The organism is Streptomyces sp. NPDC086519 (assembly GCF_040686075.1).
Taxonomy (GTDB): domain Bacteria; phylum Actinomycetota; class Actinomycetes; order Streptomycetales; family Streptomycetaceae; genus Streptomyces; species Streptomyces shenzhenensis.
On record NZ_JBFBJL010000041.1, the window covers coordinates 10,892 to 30,151 of the forward strand.

Here is a 19,260-nt window from a genome sequence, read left to right on the forward strand (position 1 = left end):
TATCCTTCTGCCGGAGTGTTGGTCCATACGACCACCGCGCTCACCTCCGCACGTCACAGCCACGAGGATCGGTACGGGCTCTGGGCCGCGATCGAAAACCGCGGGGGAACGCCCGCGGAGGCAACGCGGCTGCCCCGGTCGAGACAGCCGCTGCCGATGAGAAAACAACGGTCGACGTGAAGGGCTTTGGATCAGCGCCCGGCGTGGTCGAGGTCCACGGGCCCCCGGAGAAGTGCCGACCTCCGTGCCGCAGGCCGTGACTCCGAAACACCACGGTGCCCGCCTCGCAGACCAGCCGGCCCTGGCCACACAGGTTGCGACGCGGCGGTCGTTCTCGTTGCCGTAGGCGAGGAAGTGCTTGGGCACCGGGGCGGCGCGAAGGCAGGCGGCGTTGATGTCGGTTGAGGTGCGGTTTCGCTCGCCCACACAATGTCGAAGCGCTTCGACGCTGCCACCGGCCTGACAGGCTGTCAATGGCCCCCGTCAAAGAAAGTTTCCTTGTGCTGGGCCCCTTGTTTTGCGCGAAACCTGTCATTACCTTCGCCTGCCAGGTGAAGCGCTTCGACGCCTCCGAAGGGGAAGGGCCGCCTCCATGGGTCAAGAGTTGAACCGCAGGAAGTTCGTCAGCACAGCAACCTCGGTCGCCGGTGCGGCCGTACTCGCACCGCTGCTGTCCGCCTGCGGGGACGGCGGACAGCAGCGCACGGGCACGAACACGAGGGCGGGTCTGAAGGCGGCCCTGCCGGCGTATGTGCCGAGCACGTCCGTCAGGCCGGACATCGCCTCCGTGCCGGGCAGCGAGGGCGCGGCGACCGATCCGGCGTTCCTGCACTACCCGTCCGAGCAGGTCGCCACGGTCTCCGGCACACCGGGCAAGGGCGGCAGCTACACCGCGGTCACCCCGCTGTGGGGCACCGTGCCGACGCCCGGCAACTCCTTCTACCAGGCCATGAACAAGGCCCTCGGCGTCGACCTCACCATGAAGCCCGCGGACGGCAACAACTACGCCACCATCGTCCCGACGATGACGGCCGCGAAACGGCTGCCCGACTGGATCCAGCTGCCGAACTGGTGGAACAACAACTTCAGCGTCGGCCAGCTGGTCGGTACGCAGCTCGCGGACCTGACGCCCTACCTGTCCGGCGACAAGATCAAGAAGTACCCCAACCTGGCCGCCCTCCCGACCGGTGCCTGGCAGGTCGGGGCCTGGGGCAACAAGCTGTACGGCATTCCGTGCGGCCCCACCAGTTTCGTCATCGCCGGCACCACGTTCTACCGCCGCGACATCCTGGAACCGAAGGGCATCACGGCCGATCAGGTCACGTCCGCGGACGACATGATGAGCCTGGGCAAGGAGCTCACCGACGCCAAGCGCGGCGTGTGGGCCTTCGACGACGTGTGGACGTACCTCTTCCCCTTCTGGGACGTGCCCCCCGGATGGGGGATCGAGGACGGCAAACTGGTCCACAAGTACGAGATGCCGCGGTTCCTGGAGGCCCTCGACTGGCACTACCGGCTGGCCACCGCCGGCTACATGCATCCCGACGCGGTCGCCGGCAACAACGCCAACGCCGCCACCCGCTTCTACGCCGGAAAGGTGCTGGTCTCGGGCGGGGGAATGGGCGCCTGGAACCTCTCCGACCACCAGAACGGCACGGCCGCCGACAAGAACTACCGCCGGGGCGCGTTCAACATCTTCGCCGCCGACGGCAAGAGCACACCGCGCACCTTCATGGGCGCCTCGACCAGCATCATCAGTTACCTCAACGCGAGGCTCAAGCCCCATCAGATCGAGGAGCTGCTGGCGGTGGCCGACTACCTCGCCGCGCCGTACGGTTCACGCGAGTACACGATGGTCAACTTCGGCGTCGAGGGCGTCCACTACACGATGCAGGACGGCGTGCCGACGTCGACCGCTGAGGGCAGGAAATACGTCCAGGCGGCGACCTACCCCTTCCTCGCCGCACCACCCGCCGTGCTCAGCAACCAGGGCGCCGACGTCGTCACCAAGGACTACGCCGCCTGGCAGGCCGCCAATGTGAAGCGCCTGTACAAGCCGGTGTTCTTCAACATGAACATCAGCATGCCGCAGGCGATGGCCACGGCCAGTGCCGCACAGTCCGTCGAGGACACCATCAAGGACTGCTACCACGGCAAGAAGAAGGTCAAGGACGTGCAGGCCGCCATCGCGAGCTGGAAGTCGGGCAGCGGGGACCGGCTCAAGCGCTGGATGACGGAGAACGTCCTCGACAAGTACAACACCGGCCAGTGAGCACGGCGCGCGCGCAGGAGAGCCGGCCGCCCGCGCGGCTGACCTGGCGGATCAGGTTGCGGCGCGACCGAACCCTGCTGGTCATGACGGTCCCGGCGGTCGTCCTGCTGCTCGTCTTCAACTACGCGCCGCTGTTCGGCCTGGTGACCGCGTTCCAGTACTACGACCCCCTGACCGGGGTGTGGCACAGCGAATGGGCCGGTTTCGACCAGTTCCACCAGCTCCTGGGCGACCCGCAGTTCTGGCACGCCCTGCAGAACACGCTGTACCTCAGCTTCGTCCAGCTGATCCTGTTCTTCCCGGTCCCCGTCGCCCTGGCCCTGCTGCTGAACACGGTGCTCAGCGAACGGGTGCGCAACACCGTCCAGGCGATCGTGTACCTGCCGCACTTCTTCTCCTGGGTGCTCACCCTCACGGTCTTCCAGCAGATGCTCGGCGGCGCGGGCGTGCTCAACCAGTTCCTGCGCGCCCACGACATCGGCACCTGGGACATCATGAGCAACCCGCACACCTTCGCGCTGCTGGCGACCTCCCAGGCGGTGTGGAAGGAGGCGGGCTGGGGGATCATCGTCTTCCTCGCCGCCCTCAGCGCCATCAACACCGAACTCTACGAGGCGGCCGCCGCGGACGGCGCCGGCCGTTTCCGGCGGATGTGGCACGTCACGCTGCCGGGCCTGCGGGGCGTGATCGTGCTGATGCTGGTACTGCGGCTCGGCAACGCCCTGTCGGTGGGCTTCGAGCAGTTCCTGATCCAGCGTGACGCGGTCGGCCACGAGACGGCCGACGTGCTGGACACCTTCTCCTTCTACTACGGCATCGCCACGAACAACTACGGCTACGGCGCGGCGGCCGGGCTCTTCAAGAGCGTGATCTCGCTGCTGCTCATCTGGGGCGCCAACAAGCTGGCGCACGCCTTCGGCGAGGACGGGTTGTACCGGAAATGACGAACGCATTCACACTCGGCCGCAGACAGGCGAAGGGCGGTCCGGCCGCACGGGCCGTCCGGGGCGCGACGCGGGCGGAGCGGCCTTCCTGGGAGGAACCCCCGACCCCGGCGGGACAGGCCGCCAAGGGAGTGACCCTGACCGGGGTGGTGGCGGTCGTCCTGGTCCCGTTGTGGATCATCGTGGTGACCAGCTTCTCCACCCCGGGCGCCATCAACCGGGCCGGGGGCCTGGTGATCTGGCCGGACGGCCTGACCGTGCAGGCGTACCGGGAGATGCTGGGCGACCCGACCGTGCGCACCGCCCTGCTGGTGAGCCTCGGCATCACCGCAGTCGGCACGGCCCTCTCCATAGCGGTCTCCGTGCTGTGCGCCTACGGCCTGTCGCGGCCCCGCTCCTTCGGGCACCGCTGGCTGCTGGTGCTGCTGATCGTCACGATGTTCGTCAACGGCGGCCTGATCCCCACCTTCCTGGTCGTCACCGGTCTCGGCGGCTACGGCCAGTGGTGGGCGCTGATCCTGCCGAGCGCGGTGTCGGTGTTCAACATCCTGGTGCTGCGCTCCTTCTACTCGGAGACCTCCGCCGAACTGATCGACGCCGCGCGGATGGACGGCGCCGGGGACTGGCGGGTCCTGTGGTCCGTCGTCCTGCCCACGTCCCGGGCGGTGACCGCGGTGATCGCCCTCTTCTACGGCGTCGGCTACTGGAACTCCTTCTTCAACGTGATGTTGTACATGCCCACGGACAGCCAGAAGTGGCCGCTGCAGTACGTCCTGCTCACCTACGTCAACCGAGGCAACGGGCTGCCGGGATCGCTCAACGGCGGGTTCGGCACCACGCACGCGCAGACCGCGCCGCTGTCGCTGCAAATGGCGGTCGTCGTACTGACCCTGGTGCCGCTGCTGATCGTCTACCCGTTCCTCCAGAAGCACTTCCGGACCGGTGTGCTCACCGGTGCCGTCAAGGGCTAGGAAGGATGCCGACGCTTGGTCACCATCGCCGACGTGGCACGACATGCGGGCGTCTCGTCCAGCACGGTCAGCTACGCCCTCAGCGGCATCCGCCCGATCTCCGAGGAGACACGGGGCCGCGTCCTGCGTGCCGTGGCGGAACTGGGCTTCCACCCCAACGCCGGTGCCCGGAGCCTGGCCGGCCGCCGATCGCACATCATCGCGCTGGTGGTGCCGCTGCACCGCGGCGTGTACGTGCCGATCATGATGGAGATCGCCGTCTCCGTCACCACGGCGGCCCGACGGCACGGCTACGACATCCTGATGGTCACCAATGACGAAGGCCCCGAGGGAGTGCGGCGCGTCGCGGCGAGCGGGCTGGCCGACGGCGTGATCCTCATGGACGTCGAGCTGGACGATCCGCGCGTCCCGGCGTTGCGCGCCCAGGGCACGCAGGCAGTGCTGATCGGCGTGCCCGACGAGCCGCACGGACTGTCCTGCGTCGACCACGACTTCACCGCCGCCGGTGCCCTGTGCGCCGACCACCTCGCCGATCTCGGCCACCGGGAGGTCGCCTTCATCGGCTACGCGTCCGGCGTCTACGAACGGCGCGCCGGATACGCCGCGCGCACCCTCGTCGGCTTCCGCGAGCGGGCGGGACGGCGGGGCATGCGCTTCCTGTACCGACCGTGCGAGGGCACCTACGAAAGCACCGCCGGGACCCTCGCCCGTATTCTCGCCGACCGTCCCGGCACCACCGGATTCGTGGTGCAGAACGAGGCGGCCGTCGGCCCGTTGCTCAGCCTGCTGCGCGCCGCCGGGCGCCGCGTGCCCGAGGACGCCTCGGTGGTGGCCCTGTGCCCGGACCAGGTCGCCGAACAGCACGCACCCGCGCTGACCGCGGTGTCCGGCCCGACGCGAGAGCTGGGCCGCGTGGCGGTCGACCAGATGATCGCCCGGCTCACCGCCGCGTTGCGGGGCGACCGCCCTGAAGACGAACTGACCCTTCTCACCACGACTCTGACCGTACGTCAGAGCACTGCTCGAAGCACCCGGCTCCCCCTGCCCGAGGAACCCTCATGACAACGCGCAGCATCACCGACCGCCTGGGCGGCCTCGCCTTCGGTGGGGACTACAACCCCGAACAGTGGGACGAGACGGTCTGGAAGGAGGACGACACGCTCATGCGCCGGGCCGGAGTCAACCTGGCCACCGTGGGCGTCTTCTCCTGGGCCCTGCTCGAACCCGAGGAAGGGCGCTACGACTTCGCCTGGCTCGACGCCCACATCGACCGCCTGCACGCAGGCGGCGTCGCCGTCGACCTCGCCACCCCGACCGCGTCACCGCCCCCCTGGTTCACCCTGGCCCACCCCGACGCACTGGCCGTCAGGCCCGACGGCACCCGCCTCACCCACGGCAGCCGCGACACCTACTGCCTCACCGCGCCCGCCTACCGCGACGCGGCCCGCCGGATGGCCGCCGCCCTGGCCGAGCGGTACGGCGACCACCCCGCCGTCGCCCTGTGGCACGTGCACAACGAGTACGGCACGCTGTGCTGGTGCGACCACACGGCCGCGGCCTTCCGGGTGTGGCTGCGCGCCCGGCACGGCTCGCTGGGCTCCCTCAACCAGGCGTGGGGAACGGCCTTCTGGAGCCAGCGCTACACCTCCTGGGAGCAAGTGCTGCCGCCCCGCGCGACGCAATGGCACAGGAATCCGGGCCAGGCCCTTGACTTCCGCCGATTCTGGTCCGACCAGATCATCGCCGCGTTCCGCGAGCAGCGCGACGCGATCCGCGCGCACAGCGACCGGCCGGTGACCACCAACCTTATGCTGCCCGCCTATCAGAACGTTGACCTGTGGGCCTTCGCCCGCGAGCTCGACATCGTCACCTCCGACCAGTATCCGGGCGCACCCGGCCTGGACGCCGCGGCCGACGCCGCGTTCCACGCCGACCGTACCCGCTCTCTGGCCGGCGGCCGCCCCTGGCTGCTGATGGAGCAGGGCACCAGCACCGTCTACGACGGCGACCGCGTGCTCGGCAAGGAACCCGGGGAGATCCTGCGGCACACCCTCGGGCACATCGCGCGCGGTTCGGAGGGCGCCCTGTTCTTCCAGTGGCGGCAGTCCCGGGCCGGCGCCGAGACCTGGCACTCCGCGATGGTCCCGCACGCGGGGCCCGACAGCCGGATCTTCCGCGAGGTCACACAGACCGGCGAGGCGGTCGCCCGGCTGGCCGAGCTGGCGGGGTCGACGGTCACCGCGCCGGTGGCCGTGCTGCACGACCCCGACGCCTGGTGGGCGCTCGGCGTGGACGGTCTGCCGTCCACCGGCCTCGACTACCACACGGCACTCCTGCGAGCCCACCGGGCGCTGTGGGACACGGGCGTCACCGTCGACTTCGCCCACCCGGAGCACGAGTTGAGCCGCTACCGGCTCGTCATCGCCCCGGCCCTCTTCCTTCTCTCCGACGCGGGCGCGGAGAACCTGCGCCGCTACGTCGCCGACGGCGGGATCCTCCTCGTCCAGCACGCGGCCGGATATGTCGACGAACGCATGCACGCCCGGCTGGGCGGCTATCCCGCCGCGGCGCTGCGCGAGGCGCTGGGCATCCGGGTGGAGGAGTACCGGCCGCTGCGGCAGGACGAGCGGATCGCCCTGTCGGACGGCTCGTACGGAACGGTCTGGAGCGAGTCCCTGCGGTCCGAAGGCGCGCAGACGCTCGCCGCGTACACCCGCGGCATGCTCACGGACAGCCCGGCACTCACCCGGAACGGTCTCGGCAACGGGCAGGGCTGGTACCTGTCCACCCGTCTGGACGACGCCGGCTACGGCGCGCTGGTCGGCCGCCTGCTGGAAGAAGCCGGCGTCGAGCCGGAGCTGCCGGGTCTGCCGGCCGGTGTCGAAGCCGTCACCCGGCACGCACCCGACGGCCGGCGCTGGCACGTCGTGATCAACCACCGCGCCGAGGCCGTGCCCCTGCCGGACCCCGCCCACGACCTGATGACCGGTGCACTCGCGCACCAGGTGCCGCCCGGTGGTGGCGCGGTGCTGCGCAGGCCGTGACTGCCTGAACCGCCGTCCGGCGGTTCACCCGACGAAAGGACAGAAGGGGTGCCCCTTCAGCACCAGGCCGCCCGCGTGGCCAACCCCGTGATCCCCGGCTTCCACCCCGACCCCAGCGTCTGCCGCGTCGGCGACGACTACTACCTCGCCTGCTCCAGTTTCGAGTACTTCCCCGGCGTACCCCTCTTCCACAGCCGCGACCTGGTGCACTGGACGCAGATCGGCAACGCCCTGGACCGTCCCGGACAACTGCGCCTGCCGGCCTCGATGCCGTCCTCCGGCGGGATCTACGCCCCCACCCTGCGCCACCACGACGGACGCTTCTGGCTGATGGTCACCAATGTGGCCGAGGGCGCCGGCAACCTGATCGTCACGGCGACCGATCCCACCGGCCCCTGGTCGGATCCCGTACGGGTACCGGGCGTGCCCGGCATCGATCCCGACCTGGCCTGGGACGAGGACGGCACCTGCTGGTGCACGTTCGCCGGGATCGCCCAGGTCCGCATCGACCCCACCACCGGACAGACGTACGGCACGCCGCGCAAGCTGTGGTCCGGCGCACCCGGCGCCAAGGCCCCGGAGGCACCGCACCTGTACCGGGTCGGGGACTACTGGTACCTGCTCATCGCCGAGGGCGGCACCGAACGCGGCCACTGCGTCTCGATCGCCCGCAGCCGTACGCCCACCGGCCCGTTCGAACCGTGCCCGGCCAACCCGGTCCTCACCCACCGCAGCACCGACCACCCCGTGCAGAACACCGGTCACGCGGACCTGGTCCAGGCACACGACGGCTCCTGGTGGCTGGTCTTCCTCGGCGTACGGCCGCGCGGCGGCACCCCCGGCTGGCACGTGCTCGGCCGGGAGACCTTCCTGACACCCGTGACCTGGGAGGACGGGTGGCCGGTCGTCGGCGAGGTCGCCCTGGACCTGCCCGCGCCGCCCTGGCCGCTCGTCCCCGGCCCCGCCGAGGAGCACCGGGACGACTTCGGCCTCAGCGAGCTGCGGCCGACCTGGATCTCCCTGCGGGACCGGTCCGCCGAGCACTGCAGCACCAAGGAGCGCCCCGGCTGGCTGACACTCCGCGCACGGGGCGACTCCCTGGACGAGCCCGACGTGGTGTTCACCGGCCGGCGCCAGCAGCATCTGGCGTGCCGGGCCCGCACCCTGGTCGATCCCTCCGAGGGACGCGGCGGGCTCGCCGTCCGGCTGGACGAGCGGCACCACTACGCCGTCGAGGCATCCGGCGGTCAGGTGCGGGTGATCGCGCGGATCGGCTCCCTGCGCACGGTCGTGGCGACGCGGCCCGTGCCCGAGGGACCCGTGGTCCTCGGCGTCACGACGAGGGAGCCGGCGCCTCCGCACGGGCCGTGCACCGGACCCGACGTCGTCTGCCTCGGCGTCGAGGACCCCGACGGCACTTTCACCGTGCTCGCGGAACTCGACGGCCGCTACCTGTCGACCGAGGTCGCCGGCGGCTTCAGCGGCCGGGTCATCGGCATGTACGCCGCGGCAGGCACCGTCCACTTCGACTGGTTCGACTACGAACCAGTAGGTCGCTGACCCTCCGGCAGACAGGACGCAGACCGCCGCACCGCGGAGCGGCACACGTCCCGTCACCCGACGGACCATCACTTTCAGGCGTGGCCGGCAGCGGCGACCCGCCGCTGCCGGGCCCGGTTCGGATCACCCGCACGACCGACCGAAAAGGATGATCACGTGAAGGACATCAGCACCGTACGACACCGCGCGCGCCGGCGCGCTCAGGGCCCCGGCCGCCTGGCCGCGTTACTGCTGGCGCTGCTCGTCGTCCTGGGGCTGCCCGGCGGCACCGCGGTCGCCGCGGCCGCGGGTGCGACGCACCCGGCACGGCCGGCGGTCAGGGTTCCGGCCACCGCCGTGGACGCCGTCGCCGCCATGCAGCCCAGCTGGAACGTGGGCAACACCCTCGACGCCATTCCGGACGAGACGTCCTGGGGCAACCCGGCCATCACCAAGGCGATGTTCGACGCCGTCCGCGACAAGGGCTTCCGCAGCGTCCGGATCCCCGTGACGTGGAACGACCACCAGTCGGCCGCCGCGCCCTACACCGTCGACGCCACGTTCATGAACCGCGTCAAGCAGGTGGTCGACTGGGCGCTCGCCGACGGCCTCTACGTCGTGCTCAACGTCCACCACGACTCGTGGCAGTGGATCGCGAACATGTCCACCGACCACGACGGGGTGCTCGCCCGCTTCAACTCGACCTGGACCCAGATCTCGACGACGTTCCGGGACGAGCCGCGCACCCTGTTGTTCGAGAGCGTCAACGAGCCGCAGTTCAACAACGCCACGGACACGCAGAAGGCCCAGTTCCTGAACGAGCTGAACACCTCCTTCCACACCATCGTCCGCTCCTCGGGCGGCGGTAACGCCGACCGCATGCTGGTCCTGCCCACCCTGGGCTGCACGCCCTCACAGGACCTCATGGACAACCTGGCCGGCACGATGGGTTCGCTGCACGACAGCAACCTGGTCGCCACCGTGCACTACTACGGCTACTGGCCGTTCAGCGTGAACATCGCCGGCGGCACCCGGTACGACGCCACCTCCCAGAAGGACATGAGCGACGCCTTCACCCGCATGCACGACACGTTCGTCGCCAAGGGCATCCCCGTCTACCTCGGCGAGTACGGCCTGCTCAGCTACCCCGACTACACCCACACCGACTCCGTCGAGCGGGGAGAGGCCCTGAAGTACTTCGAGGACCTCGGCTACCAGGCGCGCCGCAACGGCGTCACCACCGCTCTGTGGGACGCCGGTTCGTTCCTGAACCGCAACACCCTGCAGTGGCGGGATCCCGGCATGATGGACCTGATCAAGGCCAGCTGGAGCACCCGATCGGGCACCGCCTCCTCCGACACGGTCTACGTGCGCAAGTCCGCCCCGATCACCGCCCAGACACTCACCCTGAACCCGAACGGCACCAGCTTCCAGGGCCTGTGGCAGGGCAGCACCCAACTGGCCTCCGGCCGGGACTACACCGTCTCCGGCAACCAGCTCACGCTGACGGCGGCCGCTCTCACCCGGCTGGCCGGCAACCGGGCCTACGGGGTCGACGCCACCCTGCGGGCCAGGTTCTCCCAGGGCGCCTCCTGGCAGATCAGCGTCATCAGCTACGACCCCCCGGTGCTGTCCGACGCGACCGGCACCAGCAGCTCCCTCACCATCCCCACGCAGTTCCGCGGTGACAGGCTGGCGACCATGGAGGCCAGGTACGCCGACGGCAGCAACGCCGGCCCGGCGAACTGGACGCCCTACCAGGAGTTCAACAGCACCTTCACCCCCGACTACACGGGCAACTCCATCACCCTCACGTCCGCCTTCCTCTCCGCGATCACCGACGGCGCGCCGGTGACACTCACCTTCGACTTCTGGAGCGGCGCCACCGCCACGTACCACGTCACGAAGTCGACAGGCTCGGTCACCGGCACGGCCTCCTGACCGGCCGGCCCTCGTCCTGGCTGCCCACCCGGGCAGCCAGGGCACGTCCTCACTCCTCCTTCGGCGGAGCCGTGCTCTCCCGGACGGTGAGGGTGGTGGCGATCTCCAGTCCGACCTGCGGCACGTCCTCGCCACGGCCGAGCGCCAGGGCCAGCTCGGTGGCGGCCGCCGCCATCTCGGCCAGCGGCTGATGGACGGTGGTCAGGGGCGGATCCACCCATGCCACGACCGGCACGTCGTCGAAGCCCACCACGCTCAGATCGTGCGGGATGCGCAGTCCCAGCTCCCGCGCTGCCTGGTAGACACCGAGCGCCTGCATGTCGTTCGCGGTGAACACAGCGGTGGGGCGGTCGGGGCGGGACAGCAGTTCCCGCGCCGCGGCGCAGCCGTCCTCCCGGGTGAGCAGGGTCTTCACCACGAGACAGGGTTCCGCCGGCACGCCGCTCTCCGCCAGCGCGGAGAGGTAACCCGACAGACGGGCCCGGCAGAAGGGATGGTCAGGCCCGCTGATCATGGCGATACGCCGGTGGCCCAGATCGAGCAGGTGCCGGGTCGCGGCCTGACCGCCTCGCCAGTTCGTGGCACCCACGAACGGCACGTCGTCGGGGAGTTCGTCGATGGGGTCGAAGACCACGAACGGGATGCCCTTCGCCCTGAGCCGCTCCCGCTCCGCCTCGGAGAGCTGCGCAACCGACAGAACACACTGGGGCCGCCGTCCCACCGTGTCGTCGATCAGGGCCGACGTGTCATGGAGCCCGAACTCCGACACCAGTACACCGGCACGGTTCCTGCGGGCCACGCGCTCGACACCGCGGATGATCTCCACGGCCCACATGCTCTCCAGTTCACGGAACACGAGCTCCACCAGGTTGGCGCGGTTCTTGGGGGGCTTGCGGTAACCGTACTGGTGGATCAGCTGCTCGACGCGGGCACGGGTCTCGTCCGACACCCCGGAACGGCCGTTGAGCACCTTCGACACGGTGGGCACCGAGACGCCCGCCGACTCGGCGATGTACGCGATCGTCACCGATGCGGGTCCCCCGCCGCGCTCGCTGTGGTCTTCCGTCGACGCTCTTCCCGCTCGGTTGTCCGGCACGGTCTCCCTTGTCCCCATCCCGTCGCCAACTGCCTCTCATTCTGGCACCTCCCAAGGGGGGCCGGTGAGTGCTGTGGAGGTCGGAGAACACCTGGGCCGGACGCGGACCCACGTCGGCGGCGCGGCCGCACGCACACACCCTCGCGTCCGGCACGGGGTGGTAGCGGGCCGGACGCGGATCAGGTAGGGGTTGTTGTCCGCAGGGGGGCCGGCCCTGCCGGGCGCACCGCGGCAGCGCGTCCCTGCGTCGCAACAGGCTCCAGTTCCCAGCGCTGCGCGGCCGACCCGTTCCGCCGGGCCACGACCACCCGTGTGCCGTCGGCGGCCAGGGCGAGGTCCTTGTCCCAGCGCAGCAGGAGTTCACCGTGCACCGTCAGGTCGTACGACACCTCCCCCGCGTGCACCAGGCAGCCGGCGACCACGACACCGCGCGCGCCGGGGTCGGCGGCGACGCACAGGGCGGGGTCGAGCGCGCTGCGCAGCAGGCCGTCGTCCTGGTACGACCACTGCTGGGACTCGGCGTCCGAACACGGGCCGAGCCGCAGGTCCGCACCCACCCGGACCCCGTTCTCGCCCCCGCGCACGTCGACGCAGCGCCCGGCGCCGGTGCTGCGCAGTCTGCCGTGGTCGATCTCGAGGGGCTCGCTCGCGGAGGCCGCGGACGGGGAGCCCGAGGGCGGCGGGTGGGCGGCGCGGCCGGGCGGGGTGGTACCGCCGCCGGGGGCTCCCCAGGTGGTGGCGCCGGGGCGCGGGACACCGTGGTCGTCGGACCAGCTCCTGGCCACGAGCACGGTGGCGAGCAGCACGAGGGAGACCAGGCCGACGCCGGCCAGCACGGCCTTGCGGCGTCCGCTCCGGGACACGACGCGGTGCCGGTGCCGTCCGCCGGGCACCGCCGCGGGTGCGGGTTCGCCCGCGACCGTCCAGGCGTCGACGCCCGCGCCGTGGCCGGGCCGCGTGTCGAGGTAGCGGCGGGCGCCCCAGCCGAGCACGGTCTCGGCGAGCAGCACCCCCAGGCCGCCGTCGAAATGGCTGAGCTGCTCGGCGGCCTGCCGGCAGTACCGGCAGTCGGTCAGATGCCGTTGCACATCGGGGAGCAGAGAGCCGCCCCGGCGAACAGGGACGTCGAGGAGCCGGTTGTAGAAGCGGCATTCCTTCGAGGGCGCGAGTTCCCGGTGGGCGCGCACCAATTCGGTCCTGAATTGTTCGCGCGCCTGATCGAGAGCGGCCACGGCGGTGACGGTGTCGACACCCAGCAGACCGGCTGGTATGTTTATGGGTTCGGCTTCGACCTCGGAGTGCCAGAGGAGGCATTGCGACGCTGCCGGAAGGGCCTGGAAAGCGCGCTCCGCGAGTTGGCGCCTTTCGGGGGTGCCGGGTCTTGCGGCGCTGAGTCCGCGGCCGCCCGTGGTCTTGCGCAGTTCCGGTACGACGACAGAAATGACGTCGTCGGCGCCCCACGCGCGGACCGTCTCCCGTACCGCCACGAGGAGCTGCGGGCGCAGGGTGGCGCCCGCCGCACCGCCGGCCAGTCCGCCGAGGACCCGCTCGAAGGCGGCGCTGGCGACGAGTTGCGCGTTGGGCGTGGCGGCGGCCAGGCAGACGACGGCGTAGTCGCAGGTGGCGCGCCAGTGCCGGGCCAGCAGCAGGGCGACGGCATGGTGTCTGGCCGCAGGGGCGCCGGTGAGCTGGGCGATGAGATCGCGGTCGGAGTCCCCCGGGGTCGAACCGGGGTGAGGCGGGTAGGGCGGGCGTGGGGGGTAGGGGGGTTGCACTGAACCATTTCCTTCCGTGCCGCAGGGCGGGCATGCGAAATGCCGCCCTGACGGAATGCGGTGCTGATTGGTGCATACCTTTAGGGTCCATAACGAGCAGCCCGCCGGCCGCACCGTCTATGGACCCTCCCGCGCGGTGGCTCACCTTTGCACACACGCATCACAGGAAACAAGAACTTGGCGTGGCCCGAGTTCAATTGCCCGGCAGTTCAGATAAATTACCGGCGGTACCCGCACTCGGCCGGGATTCAGCGGTCACACAGGTTCAACTTGTGTGCGCCAGGCACCCGATGACACACGAAATCTTCAACACCCGGACGGCCGCGGTCGCTCGGCCCCCGCGGCGGAACGCGGAGTTCCACAGCCGCCTCCCACGCTTCTCCCGGCCCTCTCTCATCCCGGCGGGCCAGGATGTGCCGCATGATCACCCCCCACTCCTCCCCCGTCCCCGTCTCCCCCCGACCGGTCCGCAAGGCCGTGGTGCCGGCCGCCGGGCTCGGCACCCGGTTCCTGCCCGCCACCAAGGCGACGCCGAAGGAGATGCTGCCGGTCGTCGACAAGCCGGCCATCCAGTACGTCGTCGAGGAGGCCGCGAAGGCCGGGCTCGACGACATCCTCATGGTCACCGGCCGGCACAAGCGGGCCATCGAGGACCACTTCGACAACGCCTTCGAACTGGAGCAGGCGCTGACCGCCAAGGGCGACACCGTGCGCCTGGACGCCGTACGCGATCCCGCGCGGCTCGCCGACATCCACCACATCCGCCAGGGCGACCCGCTCGGCCTCGGCCACGCGGTGCTGTGCGCCAGGCACCACGTGGGCGACCAGCCCTTCGCGGTGCTCCTCGGCGACGACCTGATCGACGCCCGCGAGACCCTGCTCAGCCAGATGCTGGACGTCCGCGACCGCTACCAGGGCAGTGTGGTCGCGCTGATGGAGGTCGACCCGTCGCAGGTCCACCTCTACGGCTGCGCCGCCGTCGAGCCGACCGGCGAGAACGGTGTGGTCAGGGTGACCGGCCTGGTGGAGAAGCCGTCCCCGCAGAAGGCGCCCAGCAACTACGCGGTCATCGGCCGCTACGTCCTCGACCCCGGGGTGTTCGACGTCCTGGAGCAGACCGCGCCCGGCCGCGGCGGCGAGATCCAGCTGACCGACGCGCTCCAGGACCTGGCCGCGGCCGGCACGGTGCACGGGGTGGTCTTCGACGGACTGCGCTACGACACCGGGGACAAGGCCGACTACCTGCGCACGGTGGTCCGGCTCGCCTGCGAACGCCCGGATCTCGGGCCCGGGTTCACGGCATGGCTCAAGGAGTTCGTGGCGGGCCTGCCGGAAGACGGGGCCGCCCGCGAGGAGAGCCGCGCCGCCTGAGCGGCGCCCGGAGAGCCACGGCACCGGCCGGACGGCCGCCGTTCCACGCCGCCGCCCGGTCGGCCGACGACGTGCGCCGTCCGGCCTCTGACAGGCGGTGTCCGCTGCGGTCGACGTCCGCCAGGCCGGTCAGCCGTTGGGACGCAGCGTCCAGACGACCCTCATCTCGCCGGTGACCGCGCCGTCCTCGCGCGTGATGGCGACGGTGACCGGGAACTCGGGGCGCTTGCCCTCGTCGAGTTCGGCGACGACGTCGGCGATCGGACGGCCCAGGGTCGCGGTGGCCTTGACCGGGCCGAGAGCGATCTTCTTGTAGACGATCTCGGCGCTGACGGCGAGCGGCACGGCCCGGGAGAGCTGGTCGCCGAAGGCGGCGAGCACGATCGCGCCGCTCGCGGACTCGGCGAGGGTGAACATCGCGCCCGCGTGCGGACCACCGATGTGGTTGTGGAAGTCGCCCTGGTCCGGCAGGCACAGCACGGCCCGCTCCGGAGTGGTCTCCAGGTACTCCAGGTTGAGGGTCCGCACCATCGGGACCGTGGCGGCGAGCATCTCGCCGATCGACATCTGGTCAGTGCCCATGACGGTCATGTTACTCATGAGTATCAGTGCCTGACCAGAGCCGTTGCACGGCAACCGGGTCACCACCGGCCGTACCCGCGCCCCGCGCCACCACCGCGGCCGCGATCGCCGCGGGGTGGCGGCGGCCCTGCGAAGGCGGTCGCGCCCGCTGCCTCCCGCGGCCTGAAACCCACGGTCAGCGGCTGGAAGGTCGCGAGATCCTCTCCCCGGCAGGGCCGTACGACGTCCGACCGGCTGAGCCGCCGGGACCGGCCGGCACTAGGGTTACGAGCCATGTGGCCAGAACAGCAGCCGCCAGGGGGCGAGCAGTACCCGCAGAACAACCCGTATCAGCAACCGGGTTACCAGCAGCCGAATCCGTACCAGCAGCCCGGCTACCAGCAGTATCCGCAGCAGGGCGGGTACGGGCAGCAGCCGCAGTGGGGCCCGCCCGGGCCCGCCGGCGCTCCGCAGACACCACCGGGCGGGGGCGGGGGCGGCGACCGCACGAAGCTGGTCGCGATCATCGCGGCCGCGGCCGTCGTGGTGGCGGCCGGGGTGACCGGGTTCCTGGTCCTCGGCGGCAAGAAGGACGACAAGGCCGACACCGGCAAGAACCAGCAGGCGACCCACTCACCGGCCGTCTCCACCTCGGCCTCTGCATCGGCGTCCGCGTCGGCCAACGACGATCCGCGCGGTGCCGACCAGACCGACAAACCGACGATCGCGGGCTGGAAGACCGTCGTGAACCCCAAGTGGGGCACGGCCTTCGACGTGCCGGCCGACTGGGAGGTGCTCACCTCGGGGACCTCCGTCGGCTTCGAGGACACCGACGGCAAGCCGATCATCACGATGTCGGCGCCCGCCCAGTACAAGTCGAAGTGATGCACGAGCGACGACGACAAGGACGGCAGGACCGAGGACACGGCCCTGGCGTCGGTGGGCACCAAGGGCGAGAGCGGCGCGAAGAGCGCGGGCGACGCGGCCGTCCGGGAAGTCCCCTGGTGGGTGTACGGCGGCTACACGCAGCCGGACAAGAAGAGCATCGCCTACGACAAGAAGGCCACCGCGTACACCACCGCGTCCGGCCTCAAGGGCGCCTACGCCTGGGCGCGTTCGACGAACACCCCGCAGAAGGGCAAGTGCGCGGGCGACGGCAAGGCGATCACGTTCGGCTTCGAGAACTCGGCGGGCGACCTGGTGTCGTGGGACTTCTACGGCGCCAGGGGGGTGAACGGCGAGGTCCCGACGGCGACGATCATGAAGATCCTCAGCACGGTGCGGCTGCACGGCACCCCGGCCGGGAGCTGACGGCGGCCAGGGACCGGATGCCCGCAAATCGGATTGGCAAGGCGGGGTCCCGGCCGGGATAGTCGGGCGGTGACCTACGCCTCCGACTCCTCCGACCCCTCCGACCCCTCCGGCTCACCCGAATCCCCCGGCAGTTCCGACTCCCAGGGCGCCTCCGGTGCCCCGCGCGCCCCCGCCCGCCTGCGTAGACCCGCATGGGCAGGCCGCAACTACAGCCTGCTGACCGCGGCGGCGATCGTGACGAGCCTGGGCGCGGGCGGCTCCCTGATCGCCGCCGCGTTCGCGGTACTGGACGCGGGCGGCGACGCCGGGGACGTCGGCCTGGTGGCCGCCGCCCGCACCCTCCCGCTGGTGGTGTTCCTGCTCGTCGGCGGCGCGGTGGCGGACCGTTTTCCCCGTCACCGCGTGATGGTCGCGGCCAACGCCCTCAACTTCCTCTCCCAGGGGGCCTTCGCCGTCCTCGTACTCACCGGTGACCCACGGCTGTGGCAGATGATGCTGCTCACCGCGCTGGGCGGCACCGGCCAGGCGTTCTTCAGCCCGGCGGCGGAGGGCATGCTGCTGTCCTCGGTGAGCGGCGAACAGGCGGGCCGCGCGTTCGCCGTCTTCCGGATGGCGATGCAGGGCGCCTCCCTCGGTGGCGCGGCCCTGGGCGGCGCGCTGGTGGCGGCGCTGGGACCCGGCTGGGTGCTGGCGGTGGACGCGGCGGCGTTCGCGGTCGCCGGTACGCTGCGCTCGTTCCTCGACGTCAGCCACATCCCGCCACGCGCCCCGGGCGAGGGGATGCTGGCCGATCTCCGGGAAGGGTGGCGGGAGTTCACGGGGCGCCCCTGGCTGTGGGGGATCGTCGTCCAGTTCTCCGTCGCGAACGCGGTGGTGGGCGCGGCCGACGCGGTCTACGGCCCGCTGGTCGCTCGCGACAGCCTGGGCGGACCCGGCCCGTGGGGGCTGGCGCTGGCCGCGTTCGGCGCGGGCACGGTGGCCGGCGCCCTCCTGATGACCCGCTGGAAACCCCGCCGGCTCCTGTTCGTCGGCACCCTCTGCGTCTTCCCGCTCGCGCTCCCCTCCGCGGCACTCGCGGTCCCCGTCCCCGTGGGAGCCCTGTACGCGGTGATGTTCGTGGCCGGCACGACGGTCGAGGTCTTCGGCGTCTCCTGGATGACCGCGCTGCACCAGGAGATCCCGGAGGAGAAGCTCTCCCGGGTCTCCGCGTACGACTGGTTCGGCTCGGTCTCCCTGCTGCCCCTGGCGACCGCGCTGGCGGGCCCCGCCGAGCAGGCCTTCGGCCGGGGTCCTGCCCTGTGGGGCTGCGCGGGCCTGGTCGTCGCCGTCACGGCCGCGGTGCTCCTCGTCCGGGACGTCCGCGACCTCACCCGCCGCACGGTCCCGGTGACCGCGCAGCCGTCGGCCGCCTCACCCGATCCCGAACGCTCCGCCGGGGGGCTCGGGTGACGGTACCGCGTCCGCGTCCCCGACCGGCCGGGCCGCGCCGACGAACTCGCGCAGCGCGGGCCCGTGTTCGACCCGCGCCGGGAAGGCGTCGGCGGCCGTACGACGGGCCAGCGCACCGGCGTCGATCGGCCGGTGCGAGGCGACGAGCACCGCGTTCCCGAACCGCCGCCCGCGCAGCACGCCCGGCTCGGCGATGAGCGCCAGCTCCTCGAAGACGGCGGCGAACGTGGCGAGTTGAGAGCGCAGGAAGCCGAAGGGGGCGGAGTCGGCGAGGTTGGCCAGATAGACCCCGTCGGCCCGCAGCACCCGCTCGGCCTCCCGCGCGTAGCCCAGCGAGGTCAGATGCGCGGGGATCCGGGAACCGCCGAAGACGTCCGCGATCAGCACGTCCACCGAATCCCCGGGCGCCGCTTCCAGCCAGCCGCGCGCATCGGCGGCGTGCACCGCGATCCCGGACCGCTCCGGCAGCGGCAGATGCTCGGTGACCAGCTCCAGCAGTTCCCGGTCGGCGTCCACGACATCCTGCCGGGACCCGGGCCGGGTCGCCGCCACATACCGGGCGAGCGTGCAGGCGCCCCCACCGAGATGCAGCACATCCAGCGGCACACCGGGCTCCGCCACGACGTCCAGCACATACCCGAGCCGCCGTGCATACTCGAACTCCAGATGCGTCGGCTCATCGAGATCCACATACGACTGCGGCGCCCCGTCAACAGTCAGCAACCAGGCCCGCTCCCGATCGACATCGGGCATCAGCTTCGCGGTCCCGCGCTCGGTGACCCGGACGACGGGTATGGATTCACTCACACCACCATTGTCGCCCTGCCGAAGGGGCCCGGCGCCCCGTCCGACGACCGGCGACACCGCACGCCGTCTCCGTGGCCGTCGGCCGACAGCCGACGGCCGACGGCCGACGGCCACGCCAACGCCCCGGAAGGGGCGCGGGGAACTGCGCGACCCGCCCAAACGGGCCCGCAGTCCCC

General features: G+C 71.2%; 13 protein-coding genes and 1 pseudogene. 10 read left to right on the top strand and 4 right to left on the bottom strand.

Going from position 1 to position 19,260, the window contains the following annotated elements:
• Window positions 1-592: 592 nt before the first annotated feature.
• From AB0P24_RS31500 to AB0P24_RS31530, 7 genes are all read left to right on the top strand, one after another.
• Window positions 593-2,272, top strand: a complete 1,680-nt coding sequence (locus tag AB0P24_RS31500; protein WP_365799966.1) for a Tat pathway signal sequence domain protein — start codon at window positions 593-595, stop codon at window positions 2,270-2,272.
• Window positions 2,269-3,216, top strand: a complete 948-nt coding sequence (locus AB0P24_RS31505; RefSeq protein ID WP_365799968.1) for an ABC transporter permease subunit — start codon at window positions 2,269-2,271, stop codon at window positions 3,214-3,216. Before AB0P24_RS31500 ends, AB0P24_RS31505 begins: the two co-directional genes overlap by 4 nt.
• Window positions 3,213-4,187 (top strand): carbohydrate ABC transporter permease, encoded by a 975-nt coding sequence (locus tag AB0P24_RS31510; RefSeq protein WP_365799970.1) that lies wholly within the window; start codon window positions 3,213-3,215, stop codon window positions 4,185-4,187. Before AB0P24_RS31505 ends, AB0P24_RS31510 begins: the two co-directional genes overlap by 4 nt.
• Window positions 4,188-4,202: 15 nt before the next feature.
• Window positions 4,203-5,249, top strand: a complete 1,047-nt coding sequence (locus tag AB0P24_RS31515) for a LacI family DNA-binding transcriptional regulator (RefSeq protein ID WP_365799972.1) — start codon at window positions 4,203-4,205, stop codon at window positions 5,247-5,249.
• The gene (locus AB0P24_RS31520; RefSeq protein ID WP_365799974.1) at window positions 5,246-7,231 is read left to right on the top strand and encodes a beta-galactosidase; all 1,986 of its coding nucleotides are present in this window, start codon (window positions 5,246-5,248) and stop codon (window positions 7,229-7,231) included. Before AB0P24_RS31515 ends, AB0P24_RS31520 begins: the two co-directional genes overlap by 4 nt.
• 48 nt (window positions 7,232-7,279) lie before the next feature.
• The gene (locus tag AB0P24_RS31525) at window positions 7,280-8,791 is read left to right on the top strand and encodes a glycoside hydrolase family 43 protein (protein ID WP_365799976.1); all 1,512 of its coding nucleotides are present in this window, start codon (window positions 7,280-7,282) and stop codon (window positions 8,789-8,791) included.
• Window positions 8,792-8,956: 165 nt separating this feature from the next.
• Complete coding sequence (locus tag AB0P24_RS31530) at window positions 8,957-10,711, top strand: cellulase family glycosylhydrolase (protein ID WP_365800075.1); 1,755 nt, start codon at window positions 8,957-8,959, stop codon at window positions 10,709-10,711.
• Between the two features lie 49 nt (window positions 10,712-10,760).
• Here AB0P24_RS31530 and AB0P24_RS31535 read toward each other — a convergent pair whose 3' ends face one another.
• Both AB0P24_RS31535 and AB0P24_RS31540 read right to left on the bottom strand, forming a co-directional pair.
• Window positions 10,761-11,738, bottom strand: a complete 978-nt coding sequence (locus AB0P24_RS31535) for a LacI family DNA-binding transcriptional regulator (RefSeq protein WP_365799978.1) — start codon at window positions 11,736-11,738, stop codon at window positions 10,761-10,763.
• Between the two features lie 248 nt (window positions 11,739-11,986).
• Entirely contained in the window at window positions 11,987-13,582 is a 1,596-nt protein-coding gene (locus AB0P24_RS31540) for an RICIN domain-containing protein (RefSeq protein ID WP_365799980.1), read from the bottom strand.
• Window positions 13,583-14,002: 420 nt separating this feature from the next.
• Here AB0P24_RS31540 and galU point away from each other — a divergent pair, with 420 nt between their 5' ends.
• A complete protein-coding gene (galU, locus tag AB0P24_RS31545; protein ID WP_365799982.1) occupies window positions 14,003-14,953 on the top strand; it encodes a UTP--glucose-1-phosphate uridylyltransferase GalU in 951 nt (316 codons plus the stop codon).
• Between the two features lie 129 nt (window positions 14,954-15,082).
• Here the strand turns inward: galU and AB0P24_RS31550 are convergent, their stop codons facing one another.
• Window positions 15,083-15,520: a DUF4442 domain-containing protein gene (locus AB0P24_RS31550; RefSeq protein ID WP_365800077.1), complete on the bottom strand. Its 438-nt coding sequence runs from the start codon at window positions 15,518-15,520 to the stop codon at window positions 15,083-15,085.
• 288 nt (window positions 15,521-15,808) lie between these two features.
• Between AB0P24_RS31550 and AB0P24_RS31555 the strand changes: the two are divergent.
• Window positions 15,809-16,825: pseudogene (locus AB0P24_RS31555) on the top strand (hypothetical protein).
• 180 nt (window positions 16,826-17,005) lie between these two features.
• Window positions 17,006-18,277 (top strand): MFS transporter, encoded by a 1,272-nt coding sequence (locus AB0P24_RS31560; protein WP_365800079.1) that lies wholly within the window; start codon window positions 17,006-17,008, stop codon window positions 18,275-18,277.
• Here the strand turns inward: AB0P24_RS31560 and AB0P24_RS31565 are convergent.
• On the bottom strand, window positions 18,239-19,084 hold the full coding sequence (locus AB0P24_RS31565) for a fused MFS/spermidine synthase (RefSeq protein ID WP_365799984.1): 846 nt from the start codon (window positions 19,082-19,084) through the stop codon (window positions 18,239-18,241). The two genes, AB0P24_RS31560 and AB0P24_RS31565, sit on opposite strands and share 39 nt — an antisense overlap.
• Window positions 19,085-19,260: the final 176 nt, after the last annotated feature.

What these genes read in the sequence shown, in the direction of transcription:
- AB0P24_RS31550 (WP_365800077.1), bottom strand. Translation starts at nt 15,520, where the DNA reads ATGTCGATCGGCGAGATGCTCGCCGCCACGGTCCCGATGGTGCGGACC.
- galU (WP_365799982.1), top strand. Translation starts at nt 14,003, where the DNA reads ATGATCACCCCCCACTCCTCCCCCGTCCCCGTCTCCCCCCGACCGGTC.
- AB0P24_RS31500 (WP_365799966.1), top strand. Translation starts at nt 593, where the DNA reads ATGGGTCAAGAGTTGAACCGCAGGAAGTTCGTCAGCACAGCAACCTCG.
- AB0P24_RS31520 (WP_365799974.1), top strand. Translation starts at nt 5,246, where the DNA reads ATGACAACGCGCAGCATCACCGACCGCCTGGGCGGCCTCGCCTTCGGT.
- AB0P24_RS31510 (WP_365799970.1), top strand. Translation starts at nt 3,213, where the DNA reads ATGACGAACGCATTCACACTCGGCCGCAGACAGGCGAAGGGCGGTCCG.